Below are 13,398 nucleotides of genomic sequence, written 5' to 3'. Positions count from 1 at the left end.
ACGACCAGGAAGCGGACGTCGCGCCCCGGCTAACGGGCGGTCAGTTTCACCGGGAACTCGGTCACGCCGCGGACGAAGGCGTTGCGCAGAATGCGTGGTCCGTCTGAGTCGGCCCATTCTGCCGTGTCCACGCGGGCGATGAACTCTTCGAAGAAGATTTGGAGTTCCAGCCGTGCCAGGGACGCGCCCAGGCAGAAGTGGGGGCCCAGGCCGAAGGCTATGTGGTCGCCGGGGCGGCGGGTCACGTCGAAGAAGTCCGGGTTCTCGAAGACCGTTTCGTCGCGGTTGGCGGAGCCGTACATGAGCAGGATCTGCTCGCCCGCGGGGATCTTCACGCCCGCGATCTCGGCGTCGGTCGCGGCGACCCGGCACATGTTGAGGATCGGGGTCGTCCAGCGGACGAACTCTTCCACGGCGTTCGGGACGAGGGACGGGTCGTCGCGGAGCTTCCGCCATTCGGCGGGGTGCCGGATGAGGGCGTCCAGGGCGGTGGCGATGACGGTGCGGGTCGTCTCGGCGCCGCCGACCAGCAGAAGAAGGGCCTCGTGCGCGAGGTGGTCGTCGTCGTAGGCGGGCTGGTCCGGGCTGGCGTTCGACCAGATCGACAGCAGGTCGTCGGTGGGGCGGGAACGGCGCTCTTTGGCCATCTCCAACACGGCGAGGGCGTATTCGCCGGCGGCGATCGTCGCGTCGTCGGTGACGTAGCGGCGGCCTCCGCCGGCGAAGACCGCGGTCGCCGACCAGTGGACGAGCCGCGGCCACGCGTCCTCCGGAAACCCGAGCAGCCAGCCGATGACACGGGCGGGCAGCGGGGCCGCCAGCGCGGGGACGGCGTCCACGGTCCCCGCCTCCAGGGCCGTGGTGATGCAGTCGGCGGCGGTCGCGCGGATCCGGTCGGCGTAGCGGGCGACGCCGCGCGGGGTGAAGCGCTGGTAGACCATCCTGCGGCGGTGCGCGTGCTCGGGGTCGTCCTGCCCGATCATCGACGGGTCGGACGGCAGTTGGGGCCGGTAGCCTCCGGAGTTCGTCCACACGCGCGGGTTGCGCTCGACGGCGAACACGTCGGCGTGCCGCGCGATGCCCCACAGGCCGTTCTGCTCGTCGTGGTAGACGGGGGCCTCGGCGCGCAGCCGCGCGTAGACGGACCAGGGATCGGTGGCGTACATCTCGCCGTCGAGAAGGTCGATGGCCATGGCTCACTCCTCGGGGATGACTCCGCGTAGCGCGTCGGCGCCGAACAGGGGCTCGAAGACGGCGCGGTAGTCGGGCCCGCGCCGCAGGTGGTGGCCGCCGTCCACGTTGAGGATCTCGCCGGTGATCCAGGACGACTCGGGCCCTGCGAGGAAGCGCGCGGCCTCGGCTATGTCGGACGGCTCGCCGACGCGGGACACGGGCATGCACGCGAGGTAGTCGTCCAGGACGGGGCCCGGGTCGGTCACCCCCGCGACGAGTTCGGTGTCGACGAGGCCGGGGCGGATGCCGTTCACGCGGATGCCCACGCCGCCCAGTTCGTCCGCGCCCTGCCGCACGAGGTGGTCGACGGCCGCCTTGGCGGGGCCGTAGGCGCCGAACCAGCGGTGGACGTTGGACGCGGCGATCGAGGAGATCGCGACGAACGAGCCGCCGCCCGTCCGCGCCATCAGCCGGGCGGCGTGCTTGAGCGTGAGCATGGTGCCGGTCGCGTTCAGCTCCAGCGTCGCCCGCCAGGCGCCGGCGTCCAGGGCGGGGATCGGTCCGATCGACGTCGTGCCGCCCGCGCACGCGATCACGGTGCGGAGCGGGGCGTGCGCGGCGGCGGCGCCCACCGCGGCCGCGACGCGGTCCTCGTCGGTGACGTCGGCGACCATGTAGCGGAGGCCGCACGATTCGGCGGCGTCCTTCAGCCGGGCCTCGGTGCGGCCGCAGATCGTGACGTCCGCGCCGTCGGCGGCGAGGCGCCGGGCGCAGGCCAGGCCGATGCCGCTGCCGCCGCCGGTGACCAGCGCCGCCGTCCCCGTGAGGTCGCCCATCAGTGCTCCACCGTCCGGCCTCCCGAAGTGAGATTGAGATCTGGACCATCGTCTCACCAAGCAAGCGGTAGGTCTATCGTGGGCCGGGAACGGGTGGCCGCCAATGGGGCTCCGACGTCGTTGATGGACGCGTCCGGGGTGAATGTGCGGAAGAATGGGGGCGGCTACGGCGAGGCGGGGGCCATGCAGAAGGGCAGGGCGTTTTGAGCGGCGATGCGCGGTTCACCGTCACCCGGACGCTGAGCAAGGATCAGCAGGCGCGGCGCGAGCGGCTGATCGACTCGGCGCGGGAACTCGCGCTGGAGGGCGGCTATCCAGCCGTCACCATGCACGATGTGGCGGACCGCGCCGGGGTCGCCCGCGCGACCGTCTACCGGTACTTCGCCACGAAGGACCATCTGCTCACCGAGGTGGCGGCGGCGTGGGCGCACCGCGTCACCGACGACATCGACGCGCTCGCGGTCGGCGACACCCCGCTGGAGCGGCTCACCGCGCTGCTGGAGCGGATCGTGCACGTGGCGGCGGAGGAGCCGACCCTGACGTCCGCGATCATCCAGGCCGTGACCTCGGACGACTCCAGCGTGGACGACGCCCGGACGGTCCTGTTCCTGTTCCTGCGCGACCGGCTCTCGACGGCGATCGGCGACCCGGTGCCGGAGCGGGACGACGTCGAGATCGTGCTCGGGCACATCCTGCTCGCCGCACTGATCAGCCTGGCCTCGCTGCGCCAGCCGGTCGAGGAGGTCGCCACCATGGTCCGTACCGCCGGGCGCCTGGTGCTGTCCGGTGCGCTCGCCGCGACGCCGAGCTGATCTGGTCCACTCCGCACGGGCCGGATTGGACCTGGAGAGCGGACCATCCCGGCTCTAGCGTGCTCTCGTGACGAACCCACTGCTGTTCCTGCTGGCCGCCCTGACGCTGGTCGCCATCCCCGGCCCGAACCACCTCTACATCACCACGCGCAGCATCGGCGAGGGCCGCCGCGCCGGGATCGCGTCCGCGCTCGGCGTGGAGACCGGCACGCTCGTCCACATCGGCGCCGCCGCGGCCGGATTGTCCGCCGTCGTCGCCGCGTCCGCGACCGCGTTCGGCCTGCTGCGCTACGCGGGCGCCGCATACCTCGTCTACCTCGCGTACCGGACGCTGCGCAGCCGCCACGACCCCGCCGAACCCGCCCTGGAGCCGCGGCCGCTGCACCGCGTCTACCTGGACGGCGTGCTCGTGAACGTCCTCAACCCGAAGGTCGTGCTGTTCTTCCTCGCGTTCCTGCCGCAGTTCGTCGACCAGGACGCGGGCGCGGTGCCGCTGCAGATCGCGGTGATGGGGGTCGTGACCGCGCTGATCGGGCTGGCCGGCGACATCGTGTACGCGGTCGCCGCCGGCTCGATCGGCGAATGGCTGCGGGCCCGTCCCGTCTTCCGGCGGCGGCAGCGGTACGCGACCGGCCTGATCTACCTCGGTCTCGGCGCCGCCGCCGTGTTCGCCGGCCCGGGCGCCCGCCGCGCCTGAGGATTGATCGGCTGGGCGGAGGCCCGGGAGGGCCGCGACCTGGACATGCTGCCCGCCGGACCGCCCCGCGCCCCGCAGAAGCGGCTGTGCGAACCGGAGTCGCGGCTGGAGATGGAGATGGTGCTGACCGTCCGGCTCACCGAGCCCCGGCAGGTCCGCCGATCGATTGACCGAATCCCGTTCGAGAGCCTAGCGTGTGGAAATGATCGCCGAGCCGGCCCGACTGCCCCGGCGGCGGCTCCTCGGCTACGGAGCCGGCTCCGTCGGCACCGGTGTCTTCTCCGCGGTCCCCGGCCTGCTGCTCCTCTACTACCTGACCGATGTCCTCGGCGTGTCCGCCGCGGTCGCCGGTGCCGTCCTCGTCGTGCCCAAGACATGGGACGTCCTGCTCAACCCGGTCGTCGGCGCCGCCAGCGACCGGGAGGCCGTCCGGACCGGGCGGCGCACCCGTCTCCTGCTGTTCGGCGCCCTGACGCTGCCGTTCCTGTTCGCCGCGATGTTCGCCGTGCCGGGCGGCTCCCCGGGAGCCGCCGCCGCCTGGGCCGGGATCATGTTCCTGCTGGCCGCGACCGCGTTCGCCTTCTTCCAGGTGCCGTACGTCGCGCTGCCCGCCGAGATCTCCGCCGATCCGTCCGAGCGGGGCCGCGCGATGGCGTGGCGCGTCGTCTGCCTGACGCTCGGCATCCTGGTCGCCGGCGGCGTCGCGCCCGCCCTGACCGACGCCGCCGGCGGCGGACGCGCCGGGTACGCGCTGATGGGAGCCGTGATCGGGGCCGCCATGGGCGCCGCGATGATCACCGGTGCGCTGGCGAGCCGGTGGATCCCGTCCCGTCCGGGGCCGCGCCCGCTGGGGCTGGTCGCCGCGTTGCGCACCGCCCGCGGAAACCGGCCGTTCTTCCTGCTGCTCGGCGCCTGCGTGGCGCAGTTCCTCGCCGTCGCGGTCATGCTGGCCGGCGCCCCGTACATCGCGACCTACCGGCTGGACGACTACGGGCTCACCTCGGCGATGTTCGTCTGCATGGTCGGCCCGAGCGCGTTCGCGGTGCCGCTGTGGCGGTGGCTGGCGCGCAGGTACGGGGTGGTCGAATGCTACGTGGCGGGGGTGTTGATGTTCGCCGCGACGACCGCCGCGGTGTACCCGGTGATCACGTCGACCGCCGGGGTGCTGGCGTTCGCCGGTCTGGTCGGGGTCTGCTACGCGGCGGTCCAGCTGCTGTCGCTGATGCTGCTGCCGGAGACCGTCCACGCCGACGCCGGACGCACCGGGCACGCGCAGTCCGGCGCCTTCACCGGCCTGTTCACGGCGGCGGAGACCGGCGCGCTGGCCCTCGGCCCCGGCCTCTTCGCGCTGATCCTCGCGGCGTCGTCGTTCCGATCCTCCGCACCCGACGCCGGCGCGGCGGGGTCGCCGTCCCGGGACCTCTTCGACACCCCGGTCGTCCAGCCGGACTCGGCCCTCACCGGCATGAGCGCCGGGTTCACCTTCGTCCCCGCGCTGCTCCTGCTGCTCAGCGTCCCCCCGCTGCTGGCCTTCCGGCGGGCGGGCGTCCGCTCACGCCCGACGGAGACTCCGGAACCCGCCATCTGAACATCTCCCGGAGGCGGGCGGGTTCAGCGGAGCCGGGTCAGCCGCTTGACGATGGACGGCTCCTGCTTCGGCGCCTCCAGCTTCACCGGCACCTTCGCGGAGCCCGCGTCGACCACACCGGGCGTGTCGCCGAGTTCGTCGTCCGCCGACGGGTCACCGTCGAACCTGACCGGCACCGTGAGACCCGGCCAGCCGATCACGGTCACCGGGGCCGTGGCGCGCAGCGCGGTGCGGCCGTCGAGCCCGTCCTCGACCCACCCGACGACGTCCCCCTTACGCGCGAGCGGCGCCGCGACGAGCGCGCGCTCGGCCGCGACGAGGAGACTTTCCGCCGCGTTGACGGCGCCGGCCGCGTTCGGGGAGTGCTGCCCCATCACCGCGCCCACGATCAGCGTGGTCACGCCGCCGAGGTTCTTGTGCGCCGCGAACACGAAGTTCCCGCCGGCCGCGTCGGTGTATCCCGTCTTGCCCGCGACCACGCCGTTGCGCCCCAGGATGAAGTTGCCGCCCTGCCGCGGGGCCCCGCCGCCGTCCGGCACGTACATCCGGTTGTTCACGATCTCGGTGAAGGCCGGGATCTGCATGGCCGCCCGCAGCAGCTTCACCTGGTCCGCGGCCGTGCTCACGGTGCGGGAGTCGTAGCCGCTCGGGTCGGTGTAGCGCGTGCTGGTCATCCCCAGCTCCTGCGCCGTCGCGTTCATTTTCGCGACGAACGCCTGGTCGCTTCCGGAGTCCCACCGGGCCAGCTCGTGCGCCACGTCGTTCGCGGAGATGATGAGCAGGGCCTCCAGCGCCTTCCGCTGCGTCAGCCGCTGGTTCGCGGTGACGCCGAGCAGCGACTCCCCGCGCCTCTTGCGCGCCGGAATCTGCGCCGCCGCCTGCGGCGACACCGTCAGCACCGGGCCCGCCTCACCGGACTTCAGCGGATGGCTGCGCAGGTAGACATACGCCGTCATCACCTTGGCGACGCTCGCCGTGGGCGTCGGCGCCGCCCCGCCCGACGAGCCCATGGTCCCGGCCCCGTCCACGGAGATGACCGCCTGCCCGGCCGCCGGCCACGACAACGCCGGGGCCTGGCCCTGGAACGTCCGGCTGGCCGGGATGGCCAGCCGCACCGTCGGGTCGGGCGGTGGCCGCAGCAACTGCCCCGCCACGCCTCCGCCGACGAGGACCAGGACGACCACGAGAACGACGAGCCAGCGCCGTCCACGCTTCTTTTTCTTCTTCTCCTCCACAGGTGCGACCGGCGGCACCGGCAGGGGCGGCCCGTCCCAGGGCACACTCCACTGCCCGGACGTCCGCGCCGCCGGATACTCCTGCGGCAAAGCCTCCTGCACCGAAGCAGCCGGAAGAAGCGCGCCCTGCGACGGCTCGCCTTGAGGTGGCGCGGCTTGAGGTGGCGCGCTCTGTGGTGGTGCGGCCTGTGGTGCTGCAGCCTGCGGTGGCGCGGCTTGTGGTGATGCGCTCTGCGGTGATGCGCTCCGCGGTGGTGCGGACTGTGGTGGTGCCGCGTCTGTAAGCGCGTCCCGTGGCGGTGTGTCCTGTGGCGGTGCGGTCTGTGGTGCGGCCTGGGGAAGTGCCGCCTGCCAAGACCCGGGCTGCTGGGGGAGTACCGGCAGGCGCTCGACCCGCGTGGGTCCGGCCGTGCCGCCGGACGGCCTGGTGCTCTGCGGCGGTGCGGGGTGCCGAGGGCCGGCCTGCGGTGAGGCGGCCGTGTCATCGGCCGGGCTGTCCTGCTCCGGGGGCGCGGCCTCCGGGGAGTCCGCCCGTGACGCGGCGGCCGGTATCGGGTTGGGGCGCGTGGCCGGGACGTCGGCGGGACCTTCCGGCGGGGCCTGCGGAGGCGCGGCGTGGCGGGGGCCCGCGAGCGGTGCGGGAATCTCCGGGGGCTCGTCGTGCGTGTCCGGCACGTCGTCGGAGCGGTCTTGCGGAGCCGAGTCGCGGTGGCGTCCGGTGCCGGCGGCCTCGGGGTCCGGCTCGGGTGCCTCCGGGGGCTCACCTTCGCCGTCCGCGAGGTCATCGTCCGAATCCTCCGCCGGTGCGGCGGCGGGCGCGGGGTCGTCCTGCGGAGGAGCGGCCTGCTCGGGGGCGTCCGCCTCTGGGGACTCGTCCGCTTCCGGAGAGGGCGGAGGCGTGGGACGCCAGGGCATGGTCACCGTGGCGGAGGACGCGACGTCTTCGGCCTGCGCGTCGGTCTCCTCCGGAGCTTCGCCGGCCGAGTCCGGCTCAGGGTCCTGTTCAGGGGCTTGCTCAGAGGCCTGCTCGGAGTCTCCGGCGGCTTCCTCACCGGCACTCCAGGCGAAGTCCCAGCGGGTGTTCTGGTCCTCGTCGTCCTCGGGTTCGGGCTCGGTTTCAGGCTCGGCTTCGAATTCGGGCTCTGCCTCGGGCCCGGCTTCGGCCTCGGCGGGCGGAGTGAACTGGACGTACCAGGGCCCTCGCGGGGCGGCCGCCGGTTCCTCGGACGGCTCGTCCGCGGGCTCGTCCTTCGGCTTGGGGGGACGGCGAACGGCGATGTCCGGCCTGGTCAGATCGACCTTGGCGGGGATGCGGAACTCGGCGGTGCCGGTACGGGACGACTCCCTCTCCCGCTCGGTGTCGTCGTCCACGTACGGACCTTCCTCGCTCGTACTTCGCAGGCGGCGGAGCGGCCCTCTCCGGCAACCCCCGTGCTTATGAGGATGCGCAGTTTATCGGGAAGGTTCGCCGCGACCCGTAATGGCGACCACGTGTCTCGGACCAATCTGTTCCCGGCGGGCGTGAACCCGGACGGGGGGTTGCGGAGATACACCGCTGACAACGTCCCCGCACGGGAAGGCCCGGTGCGCATGCCATGGTGGCCGCGATGACCGTTCCCCCCACGGCCCGGGAGTGCGACGCCGCTCTCATTGAGAGTTCGCTCGCCGAGCCCGAGGCGTTCGCCGCGTTGTTCGACCGCTACTCGGCGATGCTCTACCGGTACGTCTCCCGCAGGCTCGGACCGGAGGCCGCGGAAGACGTCGTGGGCGAGACGTTCCTGACGGCGTTCAGCAAGCGGCACCGCTACGACCTCGCGCAGCGGGAGGCGCGGCCGTGGCTGTTCGGCATCGCCACGAAGTTGGTCGCGCGGCACCACCGGGCGGAGGCCGCGCGTTACAGGGCGCTGCGCCGAAGCCCCGTGGACGGCCCGGTGGAGGGGCCCGCCGACCGGGTGGCCGCGGGGGTGACCGCGTCGGCGTCGCGTCCCGCGCTGGCGGAGGCGCTGTCGGGCCTGGCACGGCGGGACCTGGACGTCCTGCTGCTGGTGGCGTGGGGCGACCTCGCCTACGAGGAGGTGGCGCGGGCGCTCGGCATACCGGTCGGGACGGTCCGCTCCCGTCTCAACCGGGCCCGGCGCAAGGTGCGCGCGGCGCTGGGCGGAACCGACCCGATGCGTGAGGAGGCGTGAGCGTGGACGACCTGGACCTGATCCGTGACCTCGGCCGGGGCCTGGAGCACGAGCCGCCGCCCTCCCTCGTCCGGCAGCGGAACCGGCTGCTGGACGCCGCGCGGCGGCCGCGCCGCGGGGTGGGGCGGGCGACGCTGCTCACGGTGGTGGCGGTGGTGACGGCCGCGGCGATCCTCGTCCCGGCCTCGTTCCTGCACGGACGGGACGGGCGGCCGGCGACGACGAAGCCGACCGCGCCCGCGGCGGGCCGGGCGCTGAACGTGCTGGTCATCGGCACGGACGCGCGTGGCGGCGGCCTTCCGCGCTCGGACACCCTGATGCTCGTGCACGTCCCGGCCGACCGGAAGAACCCGCTGGTGGTGAGCGTCCCGCGGGACCTGATGGTGCGGATTCCCGCGTGCTCCGGCGTCCCGTCGCCGCGGGAAGGGCTGATCAACTCGGCGTTCTCCGCCGGCGGCGCCGGCTGCACGCTGAAGACGGTGGAGTCGGTGACGGGCGTCCGGGTCGACCAGACCGTGGCGATCGACTTCCGCGGGGTCGTGCGGGTGGTGGACGCGCTCGGCGGGGTCGAGGTGACGCTGCCGCGGTCGGTCGCCGACCCCGCGTCCGGGCTGAAACTGCCCGCGGGCAGGCAGCGGCTGGACGGGAGGCAGTCGCTCGCCTACGTCCGGGCCCGGCACGGCCTCGGGGACGGCTCGGACCTGGACCGCATCAAGCGGCAGCACAGGTTCCTGGCCTCGCTCGCACGGCGAGCCAGGGAGGTGATGGGCGGGAACCCTTTGGCGTTCGCCAAGCTCCTCGCCGTCGCGGCCGATTCGGTCAAGACGACGCCCAGCCTGGACGCCGGTGCGCTGCGCAGTCTCGCCCGCGGCTTCGACACGAGCGGTTCGGTCGGGTTCGACACGGTTCCTGTCCGTCCCGCGCCTTCGGACCCGAACCGGCTGGTGCTGGACCAGGCGGCGGCGAAGCGGATGCTCGCCCCGTTCGCGGCGCCGTGAGTGATTCCGTTTCTGCCGGGTAGGTGCCGGACGGTTCCCGGCTGCTCAGCAACGACCCAGAGGCGCAAGGAGTGAGGGATGGCCACGAAGGTCCGTGACATCATGACCGGCTCGCCCACGTCGGTGTCGCCAGAGCTCGATCTCGTGACCGTGGCGCGTGCGATGCGCGACGAGGAGATCGGCGCGGTCCTGGTGGCGGACGGCGACCATCTGAAAGGCGTGGTCACGGACCGCGATCTGGTGATCCGCGGGCTCGCCGCCGGCGGCGACCCCGCCCAGACCAAGATCGGCGGCATCGCCAGCCGGGTCACCGCGACGGTCGGCCCCGACGACTCCCTCGACAGGGCCGCGCAGATCATGCGGGAGCGGTCCGTGCGGCGGCTGCCCGTCATCGAGGACGGCCGCCCGGTGGGCATCGTGTCCATCGGTGACCTGGCGAAGGAGAAGGACTCCGTGTCGGCGCTCGCCGACATCGGCGCGGCGCGCCCCAACGTCTGAGCCCGGCCAGTGGGCGCGTCCGGTCCCGGTCGCCCATCTCCCTGCCGCCGGACGCGCTCACCCTTCGGGGAGGACGGCCAGAAGCCGGTCGAGCTCCTCCTCGGTGTTGTAGTAGTGCACGGAGGCTCGCGCGGCGGTCGGTAGGGCGTTCGGGTCGTATCCGTGTGCGATCGGGTTCGTGACATTGATGTTGATGCCACGCTCCCTTGCCGCCTTCTTGATGGCGGCAGGGTCGTGACCGTCCACGGTGAAGGTGACGATCCCGGACGGCCGCGCGCCCTTGTCGAGGACCGTGATACCCGGCCGGGCCGCCAGTTCCTTGCGTAGCCGTGCCGCGAGACTCAGGACGCGGCTTTCTATCCACGCCATCCCCAGATCGGCGGCGTAGTCGGCGGCGACACCCAGGCCGATCTGCCCGGCGACATACCGTTCCCACGTCTCGAAGCGCTGCGCGTCCTCACGCATCTCGAAGCCGTCCGGTGCCTTCCACTCTGCGGCCTGCAGATCGAGGAACGGCGGGACCAGCGTTCGCAGGATCTCGCGCCGGACGTACAGGAAGCCCGTGCCGCGCGGGCCGCGCAAGAACTTGCGTCCTGTCGCCGACAGGATGTCGCAGCCGATGTCGGTGACGTCCACCGAGAGTTGGCCGACCGATTGGCATGCGTCCAGGAGATACAGGACGCCGTGCTCACGACAGAGCCGTCCGACCTCCGCGGCCGGGTTGATGAGCCCGTTGTAGGTGGGGATGTGGTTGAGCGACACCAACCGGACATTGCCTTTGACCAGTTCGGCCTCCAGTGCGTCCAGCGATAGGGAGCCGTCGGCCTCGTCCGGGACGACTTCCACGCGCGCGCCCTTGGCCGCCGCCACCTGCTGGTAGGCGATCGCGTTGCTGGAGTACTCGCTCGTCGTCGTCAGGATGCGATCGCCTTCCGCGAAGGGAATGGAGTAGAACGCCATGTCCCAGGCGCGGGTGGCGTTCTCCACGTAGGCGATTTCGTCGGGGCGTGCGTGCAGGAGCCGTGCGACGGCGTCGTAGAAATGCCTGATGGCCGCCTCGTTCTGTTCGGCCGCCTCGTAGGCGCCGGTCGTCGACTCCAGCGCGAAGTGCTCGGCGACCGCCTCGATGACGGGGCGCGGGGGCAGCGCGGCGCCGGCGTTGTTGAGATGGGCCACCTCGGCGCAGCCGGGGGTGTCGGTCCGGATCTCCTCGATATCCACAGAACGCCCTTCGGTCGGAAAGTGTCGTACCCCCGCGAGACCCTGATCGCGGCGGCGGCGACTTGACCTCAACCAATCTTGAGGTCACATGCTTGCTGTTCCAGGCTAACGATCACAGGGGTCTTCATGGACATGGAAGTCACGGCGTGGATGTCGCTGCATCACGCCATGAACGCGCGGGACGCCAGGCCGTTCTCCCGGGCGACGCTGCGCCGCATCGCCGCCTTCGCCCGACCGCACCGGCGGCCGCTCGCCGCCTTCCTCTTCCTCAGCGTGGTGATGGCGGTCATCGCGGTCGCGACGCCCGTGCTGGCCGGGCGGGTCGTCGACGCGATCGTCGACCGATCCGCGACGTCCACCGTCGTGTGGCTCGCCGTGCTGATCGCGATCCTGGCTCTCGCCGAGGGCGGGCTGGGGCTGGCCAACAGGTGGCTGTCCGCCCGCATCGGCGAGGGGCTGATCCTCGATCTGCGCACCACCGTGTTCGACCACGTCCAGCGCATGCCGGTCGCCTTCTTCACCAGGACCCGCACCGGCGCCCTGGTGAGCCGGCTCAACAACGATGTGATCGGCGCCCAGCGGGCCTTCAGCGACACGCTCTCCGGCGTGGTCAGCAACATCGTGACGGTGCTGCTCACCTTCGCCGTGATGGTGCGCATCTCCTGGCAGATCACCTTGCTCGCCCTGGTCCTGCTGCCCGTCTTCGTCCTCCCGGCGCGCCGCATGGGCAGCCGCCTGGCACGGCTCGAACGTGAGGCCGCTTCGCACGACGCCGCGATGAGCACGCAGATGACCGAGCGTTTCTCCGCACCCGGCGCGACGCTGGTGAAACTGTTCGGACGCCCTGCCCGCGAGTCCGCCGAGTTCGCCGCGCGGGCCCGCCGCGTCCGCGACATCGGTGTCCGCACCGCGATGGTGCAGCACGTCTTCATCACGGCGCTCACCATGGTCTCCGCCCTCGCGCTCGCGCTCGTCTACGGCCTCGGCGGCTACCTCTCCCTGCGCGGCCACCTCGACGCCGGCGCCGTCGTCGCGCTGGCCCTGCTGCTGACCCGCCTGTACGCGCCGCTGACCGCGCTGGCCAGCGCTCGCGTCGAGGTGATGAGCGCGCTCGTCAGCTTCGAGCGGGTCTTCGAGGTCCTCGACCTGAAACCGCTCGTCGCCGAGAGGCCCGACGCCGGCGACGTCCCGGACGGGCCGGTCACCGTGGAGTTCGAGAACGTCCGCTTCGCCTACCCGTCCGCCGACAAGGTCTCCCTCGCCTCGCTCGAAGAGGTCGCCACCCTCGACACCCGCGGCGGCGTCGACGTCCTGCACGACGTCTCGTTCCGCGCCGAACCCGGCCAGATGGTCGCGCTGGTCGGTTCGTCCGGCGCGGGCAAGTCGACGATCGCCCAGATGCTGCCGCGCCTCTACGACGTCGACTCCGGCACCGTGCGGCTGGGCGGCGTGGACGTCCGCGACCTGTCATTCCAGGCCATCCGCGACACGCTCGGCATGGTCACGCAGGACGGCCACCTCTTCCACGAGTCGATCCGCGAGAACCTCCTGCTGGCCCGCCCCGAAGCGGCCGACGACGAACTCTGGGACGTGCTGCGCCGCGCCCGCCTCGACACCCTCATCGAGGGCCTGCCGGACGGTCTCGACACCATCGTCGGCGAGCGCGGCTACCGCCTCTCCGGCGGCGAACGCCAGCGCCTCACCATCGCCCGCCTCCTCCTCGCCCGCCAGCGCGTCGTGATCCTCGACGAGGCGACCGCCCACCTCGACTCGACGTCCGAGGCCGCCGTCCAGGAGGCCCTGACCGAGGCGCTCGACGGCCGCACCGCCGTGGTCATCGCCCACCGCCTCAGCACCGTCCGCGCCGCCGACCTGATCCTCGTCGTGGAGGAGGGCCGCATCATCGAACGCGGAACCCACGACGAGCTCCTGGCCGCCGAAGGCCGCTACGCCGACCTCTACCGCACCCAGTTCGCCGACGAACCACCCCTGGAACCCGTCGCCTGACCGCCACGGCGGTACGCCCGAACGCCCCGCCGACCCCGGATGCGCCGGAGGGGTCCGGCGGGCACGGCCGGTTGCGGGGTGTCGGCTCCACCGGACGGTCTTCGGCGACCCGGTCAGGCCGGGTCGCCACTGCAGTTCAATCTC

General features: G+C 72.5%; 11 protein-coding genes. 7 read left to right on the top strand and 4 right to left on the bottom strand.

Annotated elements, in window-relative coordinates; genetic code table 11:
* Nucleotides 1–29: 29 nt before the first annotated feature.
* Both ACQPXG_RS39485 and ACQPXG_RS39480 read right to left on the bottom strand, forming a co-directional pair.
* Entirely contained in the window at nt 30–1,193 is a 1,164-nt protein-coding gene (locus ACQPXG_RS39485) for a cytochrome P450 (RefSeq protein ID WP_433464250.1), read from the bottom strand.
* Nucleotides 1,194–1,196: 3 nt separating this feature from the next.
* A complete protein-coding gene (locus ACQPXG_RS39480) occupies nt 1,197–2,009 on the bottom strand; it encodes an SDR family oxidoreductase (RefSeq protein WP_433464249.1) in 813 nt (270 codons plus the stop codon).
* 203 nt (nt 2,010–2,212) lie between these two features.
* Here ACQPXG_RS39480 and ACQPXG_RS39475 point away from each other — a divergent pair, with 203 nt between their 5' ends.
* The 3 genes from ACQPXG_RS39475 to ACQPXG_RS39465 all read left to right on the top strand — a co-directional run bounded on the left by ACQPXG_RS39475 (nt 2,213) and on the right by ACQPXG_RS39465 (nt 5,106).
* Entirely contained in the window at nt 2,213–2,821 is a 609-nt protein-coding gene (locus tag ACQPXG_RS39475) for a TetR/AcrR family transcriptional regulator (RefSeq protein WP_433464248.1), read from the top strand.
* A 67-nt stretch (nt 2,822–2,888) separates the two neighbouring features.
* Entirely contained in the window at nt 2,889–3,518 is a 630-nt protein-coding gene (locus tag ACQPXG_RS39470; RefSeq protein ID WP_433464247.1) for a LysE family translocator, read from the top strand.
* A 202-nt stretch (nt 3,519–3,720) separates the two neighbouring features.
* Nucleotides 3,721–5,106: an MFS transporter gene (locus ACQPXG_RS39465; RefSeq protein ID WP_433464246.1), complete on the top strand. Its 1,386-nt coding sequence runs from the start codon at nt 3,721–3,723 to the stop codon at nt 5,104–5,106.
* A 23-nt stretch (nt 5,107–5,129) separates the two neighbouring features.
* Here the strand turns inward: ACQPXG_RS39465 and ACQPXG_RS39460 are convergent, their stop codons facing one another.
* Entirely contained in the window at nt 5,130–7,712 is a 2,583-nt protein-coding gene (locus tag ACQPXG_RS39460) for a hypothetical protein (RefSeq protein ID WP_433464245.1), read from the bottom strand.
* Nucleotides 7,713–7,948: 236 nt separating this feature from the next.
* On the opposite strand from ACQPXG_RS39460, the gene ACQPXG_RS39455 reads away from it, so the two are divergent.
* The 3 genes from ACQPXG_RS39455 to ACQPXG_RS39445 all read left to right on the top strand — a co-directional run bounded on the left by ACQPXG_RS39455 (nt 7,949) and on the right by ACQPXG_RS39445 (nt 10,026).
* Nucleotides 7,949–8,530 carry an RNA polymerase sigma factor gene (locus ACQPXG_RS39455; RefSeq protein ID WP_433464244.1) on the top strand — a complete coding sequence of 194 codons (582 nt, stop codon included), beginning with the start codon at nt 7,949–7,951 and terminating at the stop codon, nt 8,528–8,530.
* Nucleotides 8,527–9,528: an LCP family protein gene (locus tag ACQPXG_RS39450; RefSeq protein WP_433464243.1), complete on the top strand. Its 1,002-nt coding sequence runs from the start codon at nt 8,527–8,529 to the stop codon at nt 9,526–9,528. Before ACQPXG_RS39455 ends, ACQPXG_RS39450 begins: the two co-directional genes overlap by 4 nt.
* 78 nt (nt 9,529–9,606) lie before the next feature.
* Nucleotides 9,607–10,026, top strand: a complete 420-nt coding sequence (locus ACQPXG_RS39445) for a CBS domain-containing protein (protein WP_433464242.1) — start codon at nt 9,607–9,609, stop codon at nt 10,024–10,026.
* A gap of 57 nt (nt 10,027–10,083) precedes the next feature.
* On the opposite strand, the gene ACQPXG_RS39440 is transcribed toward ACQPXG_RS39445, so the two are convergent.
* Nucleotides 10,084–11,247 (bottom strand): aminotransferase class V-fold PLP-dependent enzyme, encoded by a 1,164-nt coding sequence (locus ACQPXG_RS39440; protein WP_433464241.1) that lies wholly within the window; start codon nt 11,245–11,247, stop codon nt 10,084–10,086.
* A 126-nt stretch (nt 11,248–11,373) separates the two neighbouring features.
* Here ACQPXG_RS39440 and ACQPXG_RS39435 point away from each other — a divergent pair, with 126 nt between their 5' ends.
* A complete protein-coding gene (locus tag ACQPXG_RS39435; RefSeq protein WP_433464240.1) occupies nt 11,374–13,254 on the top strand; it encodes an ABC transporter ATP-binding protein in 1,881 nt (626 codons plus the stop codon).
* The last annotated feature ends 144 nt before the right edge of the window (nt 13,255–13,398 follow it).

This window comes from Spirillospora sp. CA-128828 (assembly GCF_050945415.1).
GTDB lineage: Bacteria > Actinomycetota > Actinomycetes > Streptosporangiales > Streptosporangiaceae > Spirillospora.
This window is presented reverse-complemented; position numbering and strand designations above follow the sequence as displayed.

Bases quoted from the DNA above. Each gene is read 5' to 3' on its own strand.
- ACQPXG_RS39485 (WP_433464250.1), bottom strand. From the start codon at position 1,193: ATGGCCATCGACCTTCTCGACGGCGAGATGTACGCCACCGATCCCTGG.
- ACQPXG_RS39480 (WP_433464249.1), bottom strand. From the start codon at position 2,009: ATGGGCGACCTCACGGGGACGGCGGCGCTGGTCACCGGCGGCGGCAGC.
- ACQPXG_RS39465 (WP_433464246.1), top strand. From the start codon at position 3,721: ATGATCGCCGAGCCGGCCCGACTGCCCCGGCGGCGGCTCCTCGGCTAC.
- ACQPXG_RS39455 (WP_433464244.1), top strand. From the start codon at position 7,949: ATGACCGTTCCCCCCACGGCCCGGGAGTGCGACGCCGCTCTCATTGAG.
- ACQPXG_RS39445 (WP_433464242.1), top strand. From the start codon at position 9,607: ATGGCCACGAAGGTCCGTGACATCATGACCGGCTCGCCCACGTCGGTG.
- ACQPXG_RS39435 (WP_433464240.1), top strand. From the start codon at position 11,374: ATGGACATGGAAGTCACGGCGTGGATGTCGCTGCATCACGCCATGAAC.